Below are 18,193 nucleotides of genomic sequence, written 5' to 3'. Positions count from 1 at the left end.
CCTCGCTCGCGCCACGCGCCGACCACCTCTTCGAGGTTGTCGCGAGCGCGATTCTGACGAGCGCAGGGAGCGGCGATACCGAGGGGGAACGCCGCCCTCGGGCCCGTAGCTGAAATCGTCGCGCACGCGCACCAGCGAACTCGGCCGCACGCGGCAAGGAGCGGTTCGACACCGAGTTCGCCAAAGCGGTCAAGGGCACCGGCATCGAGCCGCCCGTTCCCCTGGCAGACCGCGACCGCCGCGAAGCGGCTGACGAAGGCTGCGGCGCGCAAGCTGATCAGCACCCTGGTCGGATCCTGACGCTCAGTCCTCGTCACCGTCGTCGTCCTCGTCCAACTCTGGCGCATCCAGTCGCGCCCGGCCGCCTGCCCACGCTCACGTAGCGCACCTCCGCGCTCACGCAGCGCCTCCAGGATCAATAGCGGCGGTCGACTGGCTTCGTTCATCTCGAGAACGATCAAGCACATATCCCATGAGGACGATCAGGTGCATTTAGTCTCGGGGACGTAGCGTCACCTGGTGGCCTGCCCCGGATGTGCAGTGATGTCCAATCGGGTGCACAGCGCGTACGGAAAGCGCCTTGCCGACACGCCGGTTGGAGATCGGCCGGTGCTGATCGAGCTGACGGCGCGGCGGTTGTACTGCGAGAACGTTCGTTGTTCGGCTTGCGAAGCCCGCAAGAAAGCGCAACTGGCGCTCACTTTCGACAGTGAGCAGCCGCATGGCGAGGTCCTCCCACGAATCGGATGGGGCCCCGCGGAGAGCCTTCAACGGGTACGGAGTTTCCCTGCTCTCGTCCTGGATCTTGACGTAGAACACTCCTGAAGGTGACGGGTCACGAAGTGCTCCGCGTCCCAGTCCTCGTCTCGTACTTCGCCACCCGGCCACACGTAGCCCCAGCCAGGGGCGCCGGATGTAAGGCAGAGCTTACGTAGGTCGTAGCGGTCATCTTCGAACGCGTCGAGGATCCCCCATTCACGCTGACTCAGGTCGGTCAACAGCAAGCCGGCCGCAGCGGAGCCGGGTGCGAGCACCAGCCCCGGGTAGACGCGTCCTTCGAGGGCCGGCCCGCCATCCGTTGGCGATGGCGGACGTCCCTTCAGGCACGCGCCCGATGAGCCCGGAGAGCACGGCGTCGAACTGGAGAGTGCCGTAGACGAACAACGCGGAAGGGCGGGCAGCGAGTCGGTTCGATAACGCGCCGTCCGAGCCTGTCGCGTACTCGGAGGGGATGTCGTCCTGCATGAGGGCTCCGTTTCGATCAGGCCGGGTTGGTGTCTGGGAGCAGGGAGTCCAAGAGCGTTGCTGTGGCGACGGGGTCGTTCGTGTGGAGCACGGTCCGGATACCCATCGCCACGGCGGAAGGCAGGTTGTGCAAATGATCGTCTACGAACACGCACTCAGGTCCGGTCAGCTCCAGGACGTCGAGCGCGCGCTGGTAGATCAGGGGGAGGGCTTCCGTATGCCTTCCAGCTTCGACGACAGGATCACCGCGTCAAAGAAGTCGCCCCACATTCCCTTGTCCTCATAGGGGTTGTAGGGCTCGATGCCGAAGGAGTTACTGAGCATGGCCACCTTGATGCCGGCCGCTCGGGCGCGTTGCGCTGCGGCGACGCTCTGCGGCTCTGGGCGAGGTTAGCCTCGGGCTTTCACGGGGCGGACTGTACGAGGCGTGACGCCGACCACCAGTGAATCCACACGTGAGGGCGGCTTGCCCAGGTGCGGCCGCGGGCGGCTGTGCAGGCTCGGACTCGGCGACCGCAGCAACCCTCGGGCCGCATCCGGGCGCTCACGATCGCCATCTGACCCTGCTGGGCCCAGCATCTGAGCGGTCCACGTAGTGCGGTGGGCTCACCGCCGAAGCCGGGGATGGCGCGTCTCAGGGACTCGGGCAACCCGCAGTCCGTGCCCGGCAGCGAAACGCCCGGCCCGGACTGCGGAGTCTGCCATTGTCCCCGCCGGCGCCATCGGACCACCGCTAGCCGGCGGAGCGGAAGATGGGCCAGCCGACCTCCGTGACCAGGTCGTCGTCCCTGACCACATCGAGGGGGCTGCGCAGGTAGTACTCGCGCAGCGGGCCGTCGACGCCGATCGCGTGGCGTGCGGCGTAGGTGCCCAGGTCACCGTAGGTGAGATCGATGGTGTGCAGGAGGCCGCGGTGGACGGCGACCGCGAGTTCCGCGCCGGGCACGACCAGTGCATCGACCCGGCCGACCGGGCGGGCATCGCCGTCGACAGGGACGAACACGAGCGCCTCACCGCGCTCGTCCTGGAGCAGCTCGTTGGCGAACAGCCCGCCCATCGGGCCGGTGTAGCGCAGTCCCCGAGCCGTGGCGAAGCCGTGCAGCTCGCCGAGGGCGCCCTGCCACCAGCTCACCACGTCCTGTCGGTCGACGACCTCGCGAATCCCGATCGCCGGCTGCTCGCGGACCGTGCGGTTCTCGATGGTCGAACCGTGCTTCGGGCGGGCCAGCAGCTCGCGCAGCGATTCGACGGCGCTCCGGGCCTGTTCGAGCCGGTCCTCCAAGCGTGCGAGATGCGCACTGATCAGCTCGTTGCGCGTGCTCACGTCCTCTGCGGCCAGCACGGCCTTCACATCCGCCACCGGCATGTCCAGGTCGCGCAGGCGCAGGATTACCTGTGCCGTGGGCACCTGGTCCAGGGAGTAGTACCGGTAGCCGGTACCCCGGTCGACATCGGCGGGCGCGAGCAACCCCACCTCGTGGTAGTGCCTCAGCGTCTTGACGCTCAGATGGGTCACACGGGAGAACTCGCCGACAGTCAGGCCTGCGTGCATGGCGCCAGTATCAACCCTCCCCCTGCCGGAGGGTCCAGCAGAAGACCCCCGGTTGACTCTCCCGTGGAGGTAGGGCCCAACGTTCGCAGCGTGCACCGCACAGTGCCGAGGCCATCGAAGGAGCCCCCATGAACACCATCGACCAGCCCGCTGTACTGCCCGACATCGTCGCCGCCCACATCGCGGCGATCAACGCCTTCGACACGGATGCCATCATGGCGACCTTCTCCGACGATGCCCTGGTCAACGACGCGCGCCGCGAATTCGTCGGTGCCGCCTCGATCCGCGCCTGGGCGCGCCGCGAACTGGTCGACGACAAGGTCACCATGGACGTGACCGAGGTCGCGCGCCACGGCACTGTAACGATCGTGCGGGCGCGCTACGACGGCGAGTACGACAAGACGAACCTGCCCGACGAGCTGGTGCTCACCAACTACCTCACAGTCGCCGACGGCAAGATCACCTCACTGATCATCGTGCGCAACGAGCCGGCTCCCTAGTGAAGGCAGGCCCTCGGGCCGGCCGACTGCGCTGCCCCGCCCTCAAAGCCCCGTCGGCCGCTCCCGGCGGCGGGCCGGTGTCGACACCGTTCGCGATAAGGAACATCCCCATGAGCACACTGGTCACCGCCGAGTTCTTCGCTCAGCCCGGCCGCGGCGATGACGTCGCGAAACTGCTGCTGGACATCCTGGGTGAGAGCCTCAAGCACGAGGGCTGCGAAGAGATCCGCATCCTGCGCGACCAGAGCGACGCCGACCACGTCACGGGTCTGACCCAGTGGACGGAGGCGCACAACTACACCGACTATCTCGCCTGGCGCACCGCACACGGCTTCACCTCCACCTTCGAGGCCATGCTCACCCGCCCCATGGTGATCCACTACTACGACGAGATCTACCAGGGCCAGGGCATCGCAGCGCGCTGAGAGCCCAGGTCAGGACGGGACCGCCGCTGAGCGCCACCGGCTTGAGAAGATGGCCTACGGCCACAAGACCGAGCACCAGCTGCGGATGCGCGCGCAGATCGTGCTGCACGCGGCGCGCGGACGCTCCAACGCGCGCACGCCTGCGAGACGGGCCTGCACCTGGACACCGTGCGCACCTGGCGGGGCCGGTTCGCCGAGGGCGGCCTTGCCGGGCTGTGCGACCGCAAGCGCTCCGGGCGCCGGCCCGGATTCACTGCGTGACAGGCGGCCCAGGTCAAGGCAATGGCCTGCCAGCTGCCCGCCGAGACCGGAGTACCCCTGTCCCGCTGGTCGTGCCCGGAGCTGGCCACGAGACCATGGAACGGGGCATCGCCACCCCGCCTGATCATCGTCGGCAACAAGCCGGGCTACTGACGGGCCCGGTGCTCGGGGGCCGTCAAATCCCCAGTGGCCTCCGTCGGTGTTCGCGCGGATCGAACCCGTAGGACCGCGAGCCGTCTACCATCGCACCGCGGCCGGCCTTCCCCAGCACACGGCCGGCGCCCTTGGAGGAAACGTGCCTACCGCAGATGAGCTGATCAGCCCCGACAGCGTCCGCCGCCTGGCCGCCATCTTCCAGGAGACCTCTTCCGGAAACTCCACCTGGCAACGCGTTGCCGGCAACCAGTCAGTACTCGGCACCCTCAGCCTCAGCGAGCGGGCCCGAACCGTGGGCGACGCCGTCCTGGCCGACTGCGACGGCGACTACGAGAAGCTGGCACACGCGGTACGCGAGGCCCTGATCCGCCCGGACCTGACCGGTTGGATGATCTGGCCCGTTACCGAAGCCGTCGCCACTGCGGCCACCGAGTCCGGCGCCGACGGGCACTTCGACGACGGCCTCCACCTGCTCGCGCAGCTCACGCCTCGCCTGACGGGCGAGTTCGCGCTGAGGACCTTCCTCAACGCGGACCTGGACCGCACCCTGGCAACCGCACGAACGTGGACCGACTCCCCGGATCCGGCCGTGCGGCGGCTGGCGAGCGAGGGCACCCGCCCCAGACTCCCCTGGGCGCGGCAGGTCCCCGAGCTCAACCGCAAGCCCAAGGCCACCGTCCCCCTGCTGGACAGGCTCCGCACGGACAGCTCGCAGGTGGTGCGCCGCTCGGTGGCCAACCATCTCAACGACATCTCCCGTCTCGACGCCGGCCTGGCCGCCGAGGTCGCCGGGCGGTGGATGCACAACCCGGTGTCCACCACGCCGGCCCTGGTGCGGCACGCCATGCGCACGCTCGTCAAGAAGGGAGAGCCGGCGGCGCTGGAGCTGGTCGGTTTCCACGGCAGCCGCGACGATCTCAAAGTGGTGGGACCGCTGGCGGAGGAGACCGAGATCTCCATGGGTGGGACCCTCGTCTTCACGGCACGCGTCACGAACGTCTCCGACCAGCCGGTCTCCCTGGCCATCGACTACGTCATTCACCACATGAAGGCGAACGGGAAGCAGGCGCCCAAGGTCTTCAAGCTCGCGAAGCGCGGCCTGGTCCCCGGCGAGTCGGCCGAGCTGACGCGCAGTCATTCGTTCCGCCCCATCAGCACGCGCGTCTACTACCCGGGGGCCCACGCCGTGCAGCTTCAGGTCAACGGTCACCAGTTCGACAAGGTGGACTTCAGGCTCGTGGAGGCCGGAGAGGCATCGTGACCACTTCCGCACGAGGCTCGCCGGATGGCAGTCGCCACCGACAACATAGTGCCGCATACAGACATGTCAGGCTGGTCGATCGTGCTGTTGCGACTGCCCTACCTCGCCGTGTCGAGCGTCTTCGCCCTCATGCGGCTGCTTCCAATGAGCGACGCCGACAAGGACATCGAAATATTGACGCTGCGCCACCAACTGGCGGTCCTGCAGCGGCAGATCGACAGGCGGCGCGTCACCCCGGCGGACCGCGCCTTCCTGGCTGCGCTCCTTCACCAGGTGCCTCGCGCCCGGCTGCGGCAGCTCCACCTGATCGTCTCCCCGGACACGATCCTGCGGTTGCACCGGAACCCCACCCGACGCCGCCACGCCCGCATCTCCCGTCGCAAGCGGCCTGGCCGTCCGCCGACCCGCCGCGCCATCCAGACTCTGATCCTGCGCCTGGCCCGGGAGAACTGCGGGTAGGGCCACAGAAGGATCCACGGCGAACTCGGCGTGCTGGGCATCCAGGTCGCACCCTCCACCGTATGGGAGATTCTGCAGGCGCGCGGGATCGATCCCGCGCAGGAACCCGCATTGCCGGGCCGCAGCAAGGCGGCCACCGGCTCCCCGGTCCCGGCCAGGCCCGGCCAGGCCGTGGTCGACGAACGCGACGAGCGGATGGTGGCCAAAGGTCTTCTTCCAGGTCGGGGTGGCGTCCTGTTTCTCGGAGTGCGCGAGCACCAGCACACCGTCGATGTCCACGATCACCTGGCCGTCGGCCGCCGGACTTCTCGCTCCGGCCAGCTCTCAGAGGACGGTTCGTGAGGTGATGTCCATTTCCCGGTGAGGTTGGGGTAAGGCTGCTGACTCACTTCTGCCCTGCGGCAGACGCGACACGGTCCGCGCGGCTGTATCCCCATGTGGGGGCTCGCAGGCCGCGGACACCGTTGGGTGTGCCGATGCCGGTGACCAGGTCGTATCCCGGCCCAGCGGAGAAGGCGCCGGCGGTGCCGGTGACGATGTCGTGGAAGTGCCAGGGCCGGGCGTAGGGGTAGGTGTTAGGCCAGTCGGTCGGGCCTGGCCGACCGGCCAGGGCATACATGCCGGCGATCAGCGGGGCGGACACACTGGTACCGCCGGCGACCTGCCAGCCGGTGGTGGGGTTGCCGGGGGTCGTGCAGTACACGGCCGTGCCGGTGTCAGGGTCCGCGACGGCGGAGACATCGGGCGTGGCGCGTTTGCTCGGGCACTTGAGGTCGCCCTGGAAAGACGGCTTGGGCTCGTACAGCGAGCAGCCGCCTCCGGAGCCGGACCAGCCGCTCTCCGTCCAGCCGCGACGATTGCGCGCGCGGGTCAGCTTGGTACCGCCCACCGAGGTGACATTCGGGGAGACGGACGGGTAGACCGGTACGCCTCCGAGGTCGCCCGAAGCGAACGTGTAGGCGATGCCGGGACGGAAGTGGAAGTCGACCGTGCCCTCGGCCGGCTGCTCTGCGATGGCCCAACTGCCGTTCACGCCCGTCACACCTGGCAGATCGCTGGCCACGTCGACGGCCGGCAACATCGAACTGACGATGAAGGCGGTGGGAGCCTCGACCAGGGTGATCCTGCAGTCCGGGCAGGTGGCGCTGACGGCTTGTACGTCGATCGCGGCCTCAAGAGCCCAGATGGGGTCGACGTTGGGAGGCTTGACGCCGGTGGAGTAGACCTTCTGGAAGCACCCGTTGGCGGTGGTGCACGGCGGGAGGTGGAACTGGCGGCGGTAGACGGCCAGGTCTTGCTCGGCGGTGGGGTAGTCGTTTGCGACGACGATGGCGACCTTTCGCCCGCTCCCGCCGTGCCGGGGCAGTTCGTAGGCGCTCTGGATGTCTCGTGGCGAGAGGCCCTCCGGCTGCTGGCCGGGTCCGAGGACCGGGGTCGCCGGCACGTCGGTCCGGATCATCGCCATGCACATCGCCCGGTCAGGGTCGTGCGTGTCCGGGCAGAGCCGCTTTGACGTCGGACCCCGGCCACCGCCCGCACCGGCCGTGCCCGTCCGGTGCACGTCGCCGACCGGAGAAGTCCGTGACTGAGCCGGCGCGGACCCAGCAACCACACTCGCCAAAACCACAACAGCGGCGACCACAGATCTGCGCACACGCACCCGCATGACGCTCCTTCATGAAAAAAAGGTAGAACCCCCACTCCGAACGTCACTGTGATCACAAGCGCGCCTCATTTCGGACGATCGACGCGTGATCGCCCGACGGACGGCCCAACCTCTCCGCTCCGACAGCGCACATTCCCCACATCCGGCTGGCCAATGGGCCGGGCCGGGCAGTTCGGACCTGAAGGCTCTGAAAGGTTCGGAGATGATCTCCGTTTCCTGGCGAGGTTGGAGCAAGGCTGCTGGTCGCGTGGCTTCGGGCGACTACTGCTTCCTGGCGAAGCTGCCGGCGTCGACCTCGGTGAGAAGGTCGAGCTTGACGAGGCGTTTCAGCTTGGCGCGGGTGCCTTCGATGTTCTTCGGCAGCAGTTCGTGGTCGAGGGCTTCGCAGACATTACGGGCCCGGAGGGGGCCGGTGGCTTCGTTGAAGACGGCGAGGATGCGGGAGTAGTCCGGGTGCTCGGGCAGGTCGGGTGCAGAGGTCCGGGCCGGGAGGCGGTCAGCGAGAGCAGTGATGGTCTTCCGGGTGATCGCGAGGTGTTCGAGATGGGTCTCGGCCTCCTGTAGCCGGCCTTGTAGTTCCTCGATCTGCGCGCGGAGGTCGTCGGCCAGGGCCCGAGCGGCATCCTGCTGGACGTCGAGCGCGTCGAGTAGGGGCTGGATGTTCACGCACTCACCGTCTGCGCATCGCGCCAGGTGGGAATGTTCGCGCCGGTGAGGCGGCGGACCATGACGTGGGTCATCGCCCAGAGGACGCGGGCGGCAGAGGAGGCCGGCCGGTGCTCGTAGTCGCGGACCAGGCGCCGGTGCAGTATCAGGATTCCGTAGGTCTGCTCGACCCTCCACCGTTTCGGCTGCGGGACGAACTGCTTGTCCAGCGGGTTGCGTTCGACGGTCTCAACATCGATGCCGAGGAGAGTGCCGTGCGCGGCGACCTGATTCTTGAAGCCCTGGTCGACCAGCGCCTTGCGGACGGTGCCGTCGGTGTGCTCGGTGACCTGGTCCAGCAGAGCAACGCCCGCAGCGTTGTCGTGGGTGTTCGCGGCGAGGACGGTGACGGCGATGACCAGGCCCAGCACGTCCACGGCCAGGCCCCGCTTGCGGCCCGGTACCCGTTTCGCCGGGTCCCGGCCGGTCGTGGAGGCGGGGACCCCAGCAGCCACGCGGACACTCTGCGTGTCGAGCACCACCAGGGTCGGGTCCTCTAATCGGCGGACCTTCTCACGGACCTGGCAGCGCAGGAGTTCATGGATGATCTGGTCGGTCCCGTCGTCCCGCCAGGCGGCGAAGTAGTAGTACGTCGCGCTCTTCGGCGGCAGGTCGTGCGGGAGGTAGGTCCACTGGCAGCCGGTCCGCCCCTGGTAGAGGATCGCGTTGATGATCTCCCTCATCGTGTAGGCGCCCTGATGGCCGCTCACCGAACGGTGCCGGTCCTTCCATGCCGTGATCACCGGCTCGATCAATGACCACTGCTTGTCCGATAGGTCGCTCGGGTACGGCTTGCGTTCACTCACCCCACCACACCAGCAGATCACCGGCTGCGGACCAGCAGATTCCGCCCGCACCACACCACCAGGCGACGACAGAACCTCTCAAATGCTCACGAACCGCCCACTTAGAGGGCGGTTCGTGAGCTGATGTCCATTTCCCGGTGAGCTTGGGTCAGGGCCGCAGGCCGCGGACGCCGTTGGGTGTGCCGACGCCGGTGGGGCCGTCGTAGCCCAGGACGGCGGTGCACAGGTAGGTGCCGCCGCAGGAACCGTTTGAGCCCTGGGTGATGTCCCAGAACTTCCGGCGGTGGGCGTAGGGGTACGAGTTGGGTCGGTCGTTCGGGCCCGGGGTGCCGGCCAGGGCGTAACTGGCAGCGATCAGCGGGCTGGACAGGCTGGTGCCGCCGACCACTACCCAGCCCCCGACCTGAAACGTGTCGTATACGGCGAGGCCAGTTCCCGGGTCGGCGACCGCGGAGACGTCAGCGACGGTTCGATTGAGGCAGAGGGTGTCTGTCTGCCACGGCGGCTTCGGCTGGAACTGGGAGCAGCCGGAGCCAGCGCCGGTCCATGCGGATTCGTACCAGTGGCCTCGCAGCCTCTGCGGGCCGGGCACCGGCCGGCGGACACGGTCGAGGCGGGTTCCGCCGGCACCGGTGACGTACTGGGAGGCGGCGGGCCAGTGGACCTTGAAACCGCTGTCACCCGAAGCGGCCACGAACGCGATGCCAGGGAAGTTGAAGTAGATCTGGTCGAGGGTCGGCTGGACGGGGTTCTCCCCGTTTGGGTCGACCCAGCTCATGGAGATGAACTTGGCGCCCTGGAGGCGGGCCTGTTGCACAGCCGTGAGCAGATTGCCGAAGGTGTCGTCGTTGGCTTCAACGAGCAGGATCTTGCAGTCAGGGCAGGCCGCACTGACTGCATCAGTGTCGAGGGCGGTCTCCAGTGCCCAGTCCTCACCTGGCGGTTGCGTCGGCGGGAGCGGTGTACTGCCGCCATTCTGGTTGATCTTGCGGAAGCACCCGTTGGCGGTGGTGCACGGCGGCAGCTTGAAGGTGCGGCGGTAGACCGCCAGATCACTCTCCGCGTTGGGATTGTCGAACGCGTTGACGATGGCCACCGTCTGCCCGCGGCCGACGCCGCGGGGCAATTGGTAGGCGCTCCGGATGTCGGCGGGCCCGTAGCCGGGTGGCGCGCTCCCCGGCGACAAGGACCTCACCGCTGGGAGGTCGGTTCGGATCAAGGCCAGACAGGTGGCCTTGTTTGGGCCTGGTGCGGGACTACATGCACGCCGGGACGTCACCGCCCTGCCGCCCTGTCCGTCCGCTGGCGCCGCGGCCGGTGTCCGCCGCTCACCACTGTCCGGTGTCCAGGCATGCGCACCGGACGGGACGAAAGCCAGACTCACCACCAAGGGCAGAGCCCCCAGCAGGAATCCCACGATGCGCCGCGCAGGCCACATGATGCTCCTTCATGCCGTCGAATTCGCAGGTGAACCCGGCCAAGCCATACGCGGCGGCTCTCACATGCCGTCGGACGCGCCGTGGCCCGGCGGACTCGTCAGACATCATCGGCAGCGCACTGATAGCGAACCCGCGAACAGCACCGGTTAGGGCATCCAATGCAGTAGCTGACTCACCTTGACGGCCCACCTCGCAACCAGCCGAACCCACCCGGGCCCCACTACCCGGAAGCAGTAGCCGATCGAAGCCCCGCGACCAGCAGCCCAGCCCCAACCTCACCTGGAAACGGACATCACCTCACGAACCGCCCTCTCAGACCCACTGACGCACTTCGGAACGTGCGCCCCGGATCGCCGCAAGAGCTTTCGGGCCGGACGCGGCCACCGTGTCGACGAAACGGGAGACCGTCGGATCGGAGGCCACCGGGCCGAACACGGCGGGCTCGGCGCGCAGCATGCCGACATCGGCCAGACAGTCGCCGCTGCCCTCGACGAGGACGAACTCGCATGCCTGCAGAACCGGTGGGCGGCTGCGGAGCGGCACGATGCCGACAGGTTGGTCTTCCTCGTCCTGCGGGGGCCGCGCCAGGACGAGGCCGCACCGCACGTCGCAGCGCAGCGCACGCCGTCGAGTGTCCACAACGGGGAAAGTGCCTCCCGGCGCCAGCATCACTTCCCCCTCTTAAGGCGCTACTACCGGCAGGTGGAGTCGGGACACGAGACGATCGAGGTCCGCGTCGCCACCCCGAGAAGGCGGCCGTCGAAGATGAAGTCGGGGACGCGATCGTCTTCCACGACCGGGGCAGCGACCGGGAACTCGACATCATCGTGAAGCGGATCACCACGTACGCCTCGTTCGAGGACCTGCTCAGCGCGGAGGACCCCGCCCGCATCGACCCGGACGGTCGGCGCGAGGAACTGCTCGTCAACCTCCGCAGCATCTACCCGCCGGCCAGGGAGGCGCTCGGCCCCATCGCCTTCGAGTTCGACCACCGTCCCGCACGGCCCGGCCGCCCCATGCCAATGACACCCTCGCAGTACGCGCAGAGGGCCACGAGTTCAGCATTTCCGAAGGACTGTTGATTGGCCACGCAACTGACTCTTCCGGGCTCAGCCCACGAGCCGCACATTGTCGTGGTCAGTCAGATCAGGCCCCGGACTGTCGGGTAGTCGGAGCGCGTTACCGCGTCCCTGCCCCCTCAGAACCGGACTTGCCAGTCGTCCCGGCATCCGGCTCAAGCAAGCCCCAAGGGCTCACAGGACCTGAATGGTTGGATGCCTGTCGATCCTCGCGTGGTGCGCGAGTTGTCGACAGTGCTCACCTGCGGGTTCGCGATCACGGGCCGGAGTGTCGATAGACGGTCGTTCGCCGACGGTCCGCACCTGGTCCGAGCCCCGCGGGGCGGTACGGCGTCCGGATCGCGGCATTGCGAACGACGTCGTGCGACGCCCCATCCACCACGGAATTGTCCGGTGGGGTGGCCGCACGGGTATCGATACGCGGCCTGGGGCGATCCCCGGCAGGGCCGGACGTACATGGCCATGCCGATTACCATGTATTGCATGGTACCTGATGTGGCAAGCAAGGGTGGCTCAGGGAAGGCGGAAAGTCAGCTCCGCAAGGGAGTGCTGGAGTACTGCGTCCTGGGACTTCTGCGCAGTGGCGCTCGCTACGGCGTAGAGCTGCTGGAGGTGCTGGGCACGGTGAACGTGATGGCCACCAGCCAGGGGACGATCTATCCGTTGCTGGCCCGGTTGCGCCGTGACGGCTTGGTGGATACCACCTGGCAGGAGTCCCCAAGTGGGCCGCCGCGCCGCTACTACATGCTGACCCCTCAGGGAGAGGCGGCACTGACGGAGTTCACTGAGATCTGGCCGCACTTCCGCGACGCCGTGGACCGCTCCATCACCGATTAAACGACCGAACTCCCCACCGCCTTTACCTGGAGATTCACTATGAAGACCGTCGAGCACCCGCTTGCGGTGGCCTACCTGGAGGCTGTGGCACGCGAGGCCGCAACCCTGGCGCCGGAGCGCCGCAACGAACTTCTTGCCGATCTGACGGAGCACATTGCGGTGGCATTCGCCGAGCAGCCAGCCTGCAACGAGGAAGAGGTGAAAGCCGTCCTGGACCGCCTCGGCGACCCCCGCACCATCGTGGCCACCGCCCGCGAAGGCGAGACCATTGCGCCGCCGGTCAGCAAGTGGCACAGCCATGCCCCGTTGATCTTGCTGCCGGTGGCCGGACTTCTCGGGGGCGTCAACCTCGTCCTGGGCGGCATTGCCATGATCGCGGGCGTCGTGCTGCTGTGGGCAGCACCTCACTGGAGCCGGCGCGACAAGATCATCGGCACTGCGGCCACGCTCCCGGTCCCTATAGCGCTTGTCGGCATAGCCTTCACTGCAGCGACAACGGGGCCGCTCGACCCGGGGCTGCTCACTCTCGTCGCCCCCAGCGTGCTGGTCCCGGCGGCCGCATCGGTATACCTCTTCCGGGCAGGGCGCCGCATGTCGTCATGATGAGGAATCGCCTGTTCTGGCAGCGTCACCGACCGCATGGCCCGGACCGGGCACCCTGACGGCCGGCGCAAGTTCGAGCCGCTTGTCCATGTCGAGGCGGGAAGGTGCCGTACGGGTTGATGTTCGACCAGAACAACGCGGTCAAACCGCGCCGGTCCTCGTCCCGACTACGGGTCGATGAACCGGCCAACGGCGATCCGGCACGACGCAATGACGTCTGACGCTGCCGGTTCTCCCTCGTGCGCCCCTACTCGGGGGCGCTGGAATCAGCACGGCCATAGAAGGCATCGACGTAGCGCTGAGCGGTGTCGGGATGCAGTCCGAAGATGGCGGCGACATGGAGTGGATCCGGGATCCCGATGGCTTCGGCTTCGTCGAGAATACGGTCCTGGCGCAGTCCGCTGAGGGTCGCCTGCCGGTCACGCACGGCATACCGGAGCCAGACCCTACTCACGGGCTCGGTGTTGTGGGCGGTTTGCTGGGTGATCAGCAGGTGCGGATTGGCCGTCCGTGCCCATCTGCGGTGTCGGTAGCCCAGGTAGCGGGCGATGGCAGCGTGGGTGAGGTTGTCGATGGGGCGGTGTGCTCCGCCGAGGTTGCCAGTTCAGCGAAGGCCGCCTCGGGGAGCCGGGTAAGGATGCGCGGCTGGGGCCGGCGCGTCAGACCCTGGCTCAGTCGCCGGGTGGGATTGGTGAAGATCCGGCGACGGGCCTTGAGGAAGGCGAAGAGCGAGCGCAATGCGGTCAGTCGGGTGTGTCCGTCCCCGCCGCGGGGTGTGGGTTACTGGAGGGCGGCGATGATGTCGTCGCGGGTGACCTCGCGCAGCGCGGAGTACTCGCGGGCCCAGCCGGTCAGGATCGGCAGTGCTTGGAGAGTCTAGTTCTTCCACGTCAGCTCGGACTTCGGACGGTGGCGGGCGTCCCCGCGCCGCAGGACGCCCGTCCAGTCGGCGACGTCGATGCGGATCGGGTCGGGCAGATTCGGCAAGGTGCTGCGCAAGCCAGAGGTCTACCGGGTCGGGACGGTCGTCGGTGAGCCGACCGAGAACCTGCAGGAGCTCCAGCGTGTGCACGATGTTGCGGTGACGTCGCCGAGGCGGGTGATGCGGGACGCCGAGTAGACAGGGGTGCCCGCTTCGTGGAGGGCAACCACGGCTTCCAGGGTGAGGGCAATGCTGCCGCGGACATCGGTGGCCCAGCCCCTTCAAGTCGCCGATCCGGTCGATGGCGGTGACCATATGCGCGTGCCGGGCCAGCCAAATGCGGTCGGCGCCCCACGGCATTTTGCCGGTGACGGGGAAGGCCGAGTGACGGTAGCGGAAAGCGGGGTCGGCGAGGAAGCCGACGACGGTGGTGTCGGCTGCGGCCACGAGAGGGTTGGCGGTCATGGCCTCGAGCACTGGGACACCCCGCGGGAGTACTTGGAGCGTGGCCTGCCCGCTCTCCGCAGTCGCTGAGGCGATCACGAACCAGCCGATGAGTACGAGCCAGATGCCGCTGAACACGGCCCCGAGGAAGATCACGCACAGGCCCAGCACGCCAGACCACAGCGAAAGAGCCCCGCACGCCGCTGACGTCACCGGGCGCAGCCGACGTCCAGCACTTCGATCACGTCACCGTGGCTGGTGTAGACAAGCCAGCACCATTCACCGAATACCGCGGCCAGCTCCGGGGCCTGTAGCTTCGGGGCCCGGGCCACAGCAGTGATGAGCGTGATGATCTCCTCATGCGCATCGTCCGGGACGCCGAACAGCACGTTGGCAGCCTGTTGGATCAGTTCGACTTTCATATCGCACCCCGCGGACCGCAGGAGCAGCAAGGTAGGGCAGCTGTGTACTCCGCCCGCGCCTGGACGACTACGACCAGAGTCCGTCATCGGTAGCAAGCGTCGCAAGGTGTTGGGGTCCCGGTAGTACTCGCTGCGAAAACAACGAATGTCGCTGACCAGCAGGGATGCGGCTTGGATCACTCATCAGCCTTCGTGGCTGATGCTCTCGCGGTGCTTGCGTAGCTCTCGGTACAGCGTGGAGCGGCTGACGCCGAGCTCTGCGGCGACCTGTTCGGGGATCGCGCCGTCTTTGATCCGCTGAGCGGCTCCGGCGCGGGTGGTCGCGTTGAGCTTCGCGGGCCGTCCGGTCGGCAGTCCGCGGGCTTCCTTGGCAGCACGGGCGCCGACGGCACGCCGCAGCATGTAGATCCGTTCCACCTGCGCGAACATCGCCGGCAGCGCGATAGCCATGTCCGTCCCGGGGCCCGGCTCGCTGGTGTCCGCGGCGAGCAACTTTATGGTGTGGCCGGTCCACTTGTTCAGTTCGGCTGCGCTCAGGTAGCCGATGTGGGGGGTCTCGCCGTCGTCGCAGTGTCCCACGAGATACCCGTCATCCCCGACGGCGCCTGCCCTCGGTGGCGTGGATCTCGTGAAGGCGCACGGGATGCTCCTCCGTGGCGGTGTACAGCCTGACCGGCAGCGCGACCGACTCGAACCGGATCATCCCGGACCACGTGGCCTTCATGCATCCAGCGTCATCCGACAGCACATGGCGCGCATCCCGGTCGCAGCCACCCCTAGCGAGCTGCCCGGGTCACGAGGAAGTCCCCCACATGTCCTCCAGCTCGATGCCGTTGGGGCAGTGGTTGTAGCCGGTCGCCCCGTGCCCGGCGGGCGTCGATCCAATGCCGCGCGTGATGCTCCTCAAGTGGAAGGATCGGTGCCATGGGCACCGAGAAGGGCTGGGTGTACCGGGTCGACGAGCCGCACGGCTCGCAGGGCTGGCGCCCCTACGGCGGCCGTCCCGAGCGGTGGCGGGGGACCGTCATCACCGACGATCCCAAGGAGGACGCCGAGTACGTCGCCGCCCTCGTCGTCACCGACCTGGTGACCGAGTGGGAGGTGCTCGGCACCGCGCAGAGGCATGTGCGTGTGATCGTCTGGGAGGACGAGGAAGGCGACGGCCCCGAGGACGCGGCCATCACCGTGGAGATCCAGCCCGACATCGATGCAGACTGACCGATCCGGCCGCAGGGCAGGCTTGGCGCTCTTCGGTTCCGCGGAGCGCAGGCGTGGCGGAGCCTTCGCGCCGCGGTCAGGCCCGCGCGAAGGCTCCGAGGGCAAAACAGTCCCCGGTAGTGCTGCGCGTGTCCTGAGGCTTCAGTCGTCACCGTTGCCTCGGTATCGCGCCGGCTTGCCGGGGGCCTAAACCACATCCTGTCCAAGTCGCTCCGCCGACTAGACGTCCTCACCGACTTTGTGGCTCTTTCGGTGTTGTGGCCTACTAATCACCCTGCACGGAATATGCCAAGAGTCAATAGAGTTTGGGTAAATTTTTCAAACATTCAGTGGGTGAAGGTGCGGGCTTCTCGCGGCGAGGACTCGGAGACCGGGGCGCACGAGTACCCGAAGCGGGTGCGTCCCCGGCGGTCCGTTCCTCGCTCGCCCGCCAGGCGAGGCACAGAACCTGGGCCTTCGGCCCGTAGCGACGGGTGAGCCCCTGGCATCGCGGGCAGTAGCCGACCTCCCCAGGGGCGCACCCCAGCAGGATCGCGGCGGCTGCCCGATCCGTGTCTGGGGCGATGCGCTGTGGCATCTCGTCCATGTGCCCGAATGTACGTCTGGTGTCCCGTACAAGCAGGCCAGGCACGAGTAGCTGGGTCATCCAAGGTCGATGCCCAGCTCGGTGTTCGGTCGGCAGAACTGGCATGCCGCGATGTTCGGGCCTGCGAGTGCGGCACGTGCTTCATCGGCACGGATCGGATGATACGTGCCCTCGATCATGGTGCAGTCGGCCATGTGGATCAGGACGGGTTCGGGCCCGGTCGGTGTGCGCTTCTGTTGGACGACGTAGCCCGACTTCACGGACGGGGGCGTGAAGTCGGGCAGGGGACCAGCACCCTTCGGCTGGCGCTGCGGTCGCCGCGGCGGCTGACGTTCAGCGAGAGCGAGGGCATCCCGTATGGCATCCCGCTGCAGCCGTAGGTAGACGGTGCTCGTCTCGTTGTCCGCGATCTGTCGGTCGAGGTGGGCCAGGATCGCTCGGAGGCGGGGCGGGGCAGGCGGCAGGGGCATGGCGCGCACCATCCCCGTACGAGGCGAGACCGCTCACTGTGATTCCTCATGCGGTCTGCCAAGCCGCGCGAGGGATGGGCGGCGTGGCTTCGTAGCGCCGACCGTCGCGTAGCAGGGCCCAGAGGACGTTGACGCGGCGGCGGGCAAGGGCGAGGACGGCCTGGATGTGGCGCTTGCCCTCGCTGCGGTGAGGTCGGCCCGGGGCGCCCTGCCGGCGTTGCTGCTGGTGGGTTGCCCCGGACCGCCTCCCGAACCCGGCGTGCCCGTTACCGAGCACCGGGCTCTCCACAAATCCCGTGGTGCTTCCTCGGGTTCCTCATCCCGTGGTCGGCCAAGGCGAGGGGATAACCGTTCCCCGGTATCGGTAACGCGTCGTGCGTACCTTTGCCGGATCGAACAGCGTGACCTCCTCGCTGGTCGGCCACACGAGCGTCAAGTTAGTCCGCAACGCCCGCACAGCACATGATGCGCACACACAAAACAGCAGGTCAGGAACCCTTCACGGCCGGTTCAAGGATAGCGACGCCCTCCACCGGTCCATCCGCGACGACATCGAGCGGCGCGTCCGCGGCCTTCTCGACGACCTCGGCGTCCCGGCACAGCACTGACTGCGGACATTGGTACGGCAGCCGGCCCACGACTCGTCTTCGCCGACGCGCACAGCGACTCAGGCAACGGCGGTTCCGTGCCGGGCGTATCGGCGAAGCACAGCGCCGTGAGCGGTGCACACCGCCCCTGCCAACTGTCCCGGCCAACGCCATGATCACGACATCACCTGGCCATGGGCGGCGCGCATGCCTGCCTGGCCGTCCTGCGCGCCCGCGAGCTGGACGCGGGCAGCGCAGAAACCGCCGTGGGGCGGCGGGCGGAAGGGAGGCCCGAAGCCTCCTCGCTGGGTTGAAGAGACAGGCGGTTCGGCCTCTGCGGAGACCGTATCGCCCGTATCGCCCGTACCCTTCGTAGTGTCTACGGCGTCACATAGCGGGCGCCAAACCACTGGAGGCAATACCCCGTGCTGATTGCTCAGCGTCCGTCCCTGACCGAAGAGGTCGTCGACGAGTTCCGCTCCCGGTTCGTGATCGAGCCGCTGGAGCCGGGCTTCGGCTACACCCTCGGCAACTCCCTGCGTCGCACGCT

At 67.8% G+C, this 18,193-nt stretch carries 26 protein-coding genes and 3 pseudogenes; 12 read left to right on the top strand and 17 right to left on the bottom strand.

Features of this window, described 5'->3' with window-relative positions; all coding sequences use genetic code 11:
• Positions 1-461: hypothetical protein (locus KVT44_RS54070; RefSeq protein WP_217576421.1), on the bottom strand; the 461-nt coding region annotated here is incomplete at its 3' end.
• 58 nt (positions 462-519) lie between these two features.
• Here KVT44_RS54070 and KVT44_RS54065 point away from each other — a divergent pair.
• Positions 520-825 (top strand): transposase family protein, encoded by a 306-nt coding sequence (locus KVT44_RS54065; RefSeq protein ID WP_308314407.1) that lies wholly within the window; start codon positions 520-522, stop codon positions 823-825.
• On the opposite strand, the gene KVT44_RS61345 is transcribed toward KVT44_RS54065, so the two are convergent.
• From KVT44_RS61345 to KVT44_RS54055, 3 genes are all read right to left on the bottom strand, one after another.
• On the bottom strand, positions 768-1,034 hold the full coding sequence (locus tag KVT44_RS61345) for a hypothetical protein (protein WP_368857618.1): 267 nt from the start codon (positions 1,032-1,034) through the stop codon (positions 768-770). The two genes, KVT44_RS54065 and KVT44_RS61345, sit on opposite strands and share 58 nt — an antisense overlap.
• A 409-nt stretch (positions 1,035-1,443) precedes the next feature.
• Positions 1,444-1,569 (bottom strand): hypothetical protein, encoded by a 126-nt coding sequence (locus tag KVT44_RS60445; protein ID WP_302832252.1) that lies wholly within the window; start codon positions 1,567-1,569, stop codon positions 1,444-1,446.
• Between the two features lie 409 nt (positions 1,570-1,978).
• Positions 1,979-2,797, bottom strand: a complete 819-nt coding sequence (locus KVT44_RS54055; RefSeq protein ID WP_217576417.1) for a MerR family transcriptional regulator — start codon at positions 2,795-2,797, stop codon at positions 1,979-1,981.
• Positions 2,798-2,925: 128 nt separating this feature from the next.
• Between KVT44_RS54055 and KVT44_RS54050 the strand changes: the two genes are divergently transcribed.
• The 5 genes from KVT44_RS54050 (at position 2,926) to KVT44_RS54030 (ending at position 5,859) form a co-directional block, all read left to right on the top strand.
• Positions 2,926-3,297 (top strand): nuclear transport factor 2 family protein, encoded by a 372-nt coding sequence (locus KVT44_RS54050; protein WP_217576415.1) that lies wholly within the window; start codon positions 2,926-2,928, stop codon positions 3,295-3,297.
• 110 nt (positions 3,298-3,407) lie between these two features.
• The gene (locus KVT44_RS54045; protein WP_217551505.1) at positions 3,408-3,722 is read left to right on the top strand and encodes a putative quinol monooxygenase; all 315 of its coding nucleotides are present in this window, start codon (positions 3,408-3,410) and stop codon (positions 3,720-3,722) included.
• A 168-nt stretch (positions 3,723-3,890) separates the two neighbouring features.
• Positions 3,891-3,983, top strand: a complete 93-nt coding sequence (locus tag KVT44_RS59600; protein WP_368857617.1) for a hypothetical protein — start codon at positions 3,891-3,893, stop codon at positions 3,981-3,983.
• Between the two features lie 295 nt (positions 3,984-4,278).
• On the top strand, positions 4,279-5,400 hold the full coding sequence (locus KVT44_RS54035; RefSeq protein WP_217576412.1) for a DNA alkylation repair protein: 1,122 nt from the start codon (positions 4,279-4,281) through the stop codon (positions 5,398-5,400).
• 24 nt (positions 5,401-5,424) lie between these two features.
• Positions 5,425-5,859, top strand: coding sequence for a hypothetical protein (locus tag KVT44_RS54030; protein ID WP_308314409.1), 435 nt, complete (start codon positions 5,425-5,427; stop codon positions 5,857-5,859).
• A gap of 101 nt (positions 5,860-5,960) precedes the next feature.
• On the opposite strand, the pseudogene KVT44_RS54025 reads toward KVT44_RS54030, so the two are convergent.
• From KVT44_RS54025 to KVT44_RS60440, 6 genes and pseudogenes are all read right to left on the bottom strand, one after another.
• Positions 5,961-6,144: pseudogene (locus tag KVT44_RS54025) on the bottom strand (transposase); the annotation flags it as partial.
• Between the two features lie 100 nt (positions 6,145-6,244).
• On the bottom strand, positions 6,245-7,318 hold the full coding sequence (locus tag KVT44_RS54020) for a S8 family serine peptidase (protein ID WP_217576410.1): 1,074 nt from the start codon (positions 7,316-7,318) through the stop codon (positions 6,245-6,247).
• Positions 7,319-7,786: 468 nt separating this feature from the next.
• On the bottom strand, positions 7,787-8,191 hold the full coding sequence (locus tag KVT44_RS54015; protein ID WP_217576408.1) for a hypothetical protein: 405 nt from the start codon (positions 8,189-8,191) through the stop codon (positions 7,787-7,789).
• Positions 8,188-9,036 carry an IS5 family transposase gene (locus tag KVT44_RS54010; protein ID WP_217576406.1) on the bottom strand — a complete coding sequence of 283 codons (849 nt, stop codon included), beginning with the start codon at positions 9,034-9,036 and terminating at the stop codon, positions 8,188-8,190. The genes KVT44_RS54015 and KVT44_RS54010 overlap by 4 nt, the downstream gene beginning before the upstream one ends.
• Positions 9,037-9,184: 148 nt before the next feature.
• Complete coding sequence (locus KVT44_RS54005) at positions 9,185-10,231, bottom strand: S8 family serine peptidase (protein ID WP_308314406.1); 1,047 nt, start codon at positions 10,229-10,231, stop codon at positions 9,185-9,187.
• Between the two features lie 556 nt (positions 10,232-10,787).
• The gene (locus KVT44_RS60440) at positions 10,788-11,114 is read right to left on the bottom strand and encodes a hypothetical protein (protein ID WP_302832254.1); all 327 of its coding nucleotides are present in this window, start codon (positions 11,112-11,114) and stop codon (positions 10,788-10,790) included.
• A gap of 188 nt (positions 11,115-11,302) precedes the next feature.
• Here KVT44_RS60440 and KVT44_RS53995 point away from each other — a divergent pair, with 188 nt between their 5' ends.
• The 3 genes from KVT44_RS53995 (at position 11,303) to KVT44_RS53985 (ending at position 12,994) form a co-directional block, all read left to right on the top strand.
• Entirely contained in the window at positions 11,303-11,557 is a 255-nt protein-coding gene (locus KVT44_RS53995) for a hypothetical protein (protein ID WP_217576404.1), read from the top strand.
• A gap of 480 nt (positions 11,558-12,037) precedes the next feature.
• The gene (locus KVT44_RS53990; protein ID WP_217576401.1) at positions 12,038-12,391 is read left to right on the top strand and encodes a PadR family transcriptional regulator; all 354 of its coding nucleotides are present in this window, start codon (positions 12,038-12,040) and stop codon (positions 12,389-12,391) included.
• Between the two features lie 39 nt (positions 12,392-12,430).
• Positions 12,431-12,994: a hypothetical protein gene (locus tag KVT44_RS53985; RefSeq protein ID WP_217576399.1), complete on the top strand. Its 564-nt coding sequence runs from the start codon at positions 12,431-12,433 to the stop codon at positions 12,992-12,994.
• A 247-nt stretch (positions 12,995-13,241) separates the two neighbouring features.
• Here KVT44_RS53985 and KVT44_RS53980 read toward each other — a convergent pair whose 3' ends face one another.
• A complete protein-coding gene (locus KVT44_RS53980) occupies positions 13,242-13,448 on the bottom strand; it encodes a hypothetical protein (protein ID WP_217576397.1) in 207 nt (68 codons plus the stop codon).
• A gap of 422 nt (positions 13,449-13,870) precedes the next feature.
• Positions 13,871-13,993, bottom strand: a complete 123-nt coding sequence (locus KVT44_RS60435) for a hypothetical protein (RefSeq protein ID WP_302832251.1) — start codon at positions 13,991-13,993, stop codon at positions 13,871-13,873.
• On the opposite strand from KVT44_RS60435, the gene KVT44_RS60430 reads away from it, so the two are divergent.
• Positions 13,983-14,114 carry a hypothetical protein gene (locus tag KVT44_RS60430; RefSeq protein ID WP_302832250.1) on the top strand — a complete coding sequence of 44 codons (132 nt, stop codon included), beginning with the start codon at positions 13,983-13,985 and terminating at the stop codon, positions 14,112-14,114. The two genes, KVT44_RS60435 and KVT44_RS60430, sit on opposite strands and share 11 nt — an antisense overlap.
• Positions 14,115-14,569: 455 nt before the next feature.
• Here the strand turns inward: KVT44_RS60430 and KVT44_RS53975 are convergent, their stop codons facing one another.
• From KVT44_RS53975 to KVT44_RS60425, 3 genes are all read right to left on the bottom strand, one after another.
• Complete coding sequence (locus tag KVT44_RS53975; RefSeq protein WP_217576396.1) at positions 14,570-14,782, bottom strand: hypothetical protein; 213 nt, start codon at positions 14,780-14,782, stop codon at positions 14,570-14,572.
• Between the two features lie 183 nt (positions 14,783-14,965).
• Positions 14,966-15,361, bottom strand: coding sequence for a helix-turn-helix domain-containing protein (locus tag KVT44_RS60920; RefSeq protein WP_217576394.1), 396 nt, complete (start codon positions 15,359-15,361; stop codon positions 14,966-14,968).
• A gap of 10 nt (positions 15,362-15,371) precedes the next feature.
• Positions 15,372-15,506 carry a hypothetical protein gene (locus KVT44_RS60425; RefSeq protein ID WP_302832249.1) on the bottom strand — a complete coding sequence of 45 codons (135 nt, stop codon included), beginning with the start codon at positions 15,504-15,506 and terminating at the stop codon, positions 15,372-15,374.
• 200 nt (positions 15,507-15,706) lie between these two features.
• Between KVT44_RS60425 and KVT44_RS53965 the strand changes: the two genes are divergently transcribed.
• Entirely contained in the window at positions 15,707-16,000 is a 294-nt protein-coding gene (locus tag KVT44_RS53965) for a hypothetical protein (RefSeq protein WP_217576392.1), read from the top strand.
• A 642-nt stretch (positions 16,001-16,642) separates the two neighbouring features.
• On the opposite strand, the gene KVT44_RS53960 is transcribed toward KVT44_RS53965, so the two are convergent.
• Complete coding sequence (locus KVT44_RS53960) at positions 16,643-17,056, bottom strand: DUF6233 domain-containing protein (protein ID WP_254651154.1); 414 nt, start codon at positions 17,054-17,056, stop codon at positions 16,643-16,645.
• Between the two features lie 46 nt (positions 17,057-17,102).
• Positions 17,103-17,243: pseudogene (locus KVT44_RS53955) on the bottom strand (IS110 family transposase); the annotation flags it as partial.
• An 825-nt stretch (positions 17,244-18,068) separates the two neighbouring features.
• On the opposite strand from KVT44_RS53955, the pseudogene KVT44_RS53950 reads away from it, so the two are divergent.
• Positions 18,069-18,193, top strand: a pseudogene (locus tag KVT44_RS53950) (DNA-directed RNA polymerase subunit alpha); the annotation flags it as partial.

Origin of the sequence: Streptomyces sp. GbtcB7 (genome assembly GCF_019091445.1) — a bacterium.
Lineage (GTDB): Bacteria > Actinomycetota > Actinomycetes > Streptomycetales > Streptomycetaceae > Streptomyces > Streptomyces mirabilis.
Note: the sequence above shows the minus strand (reverse complement) of the source record. Positions and strands in the feature narration are given on the sequence as shown.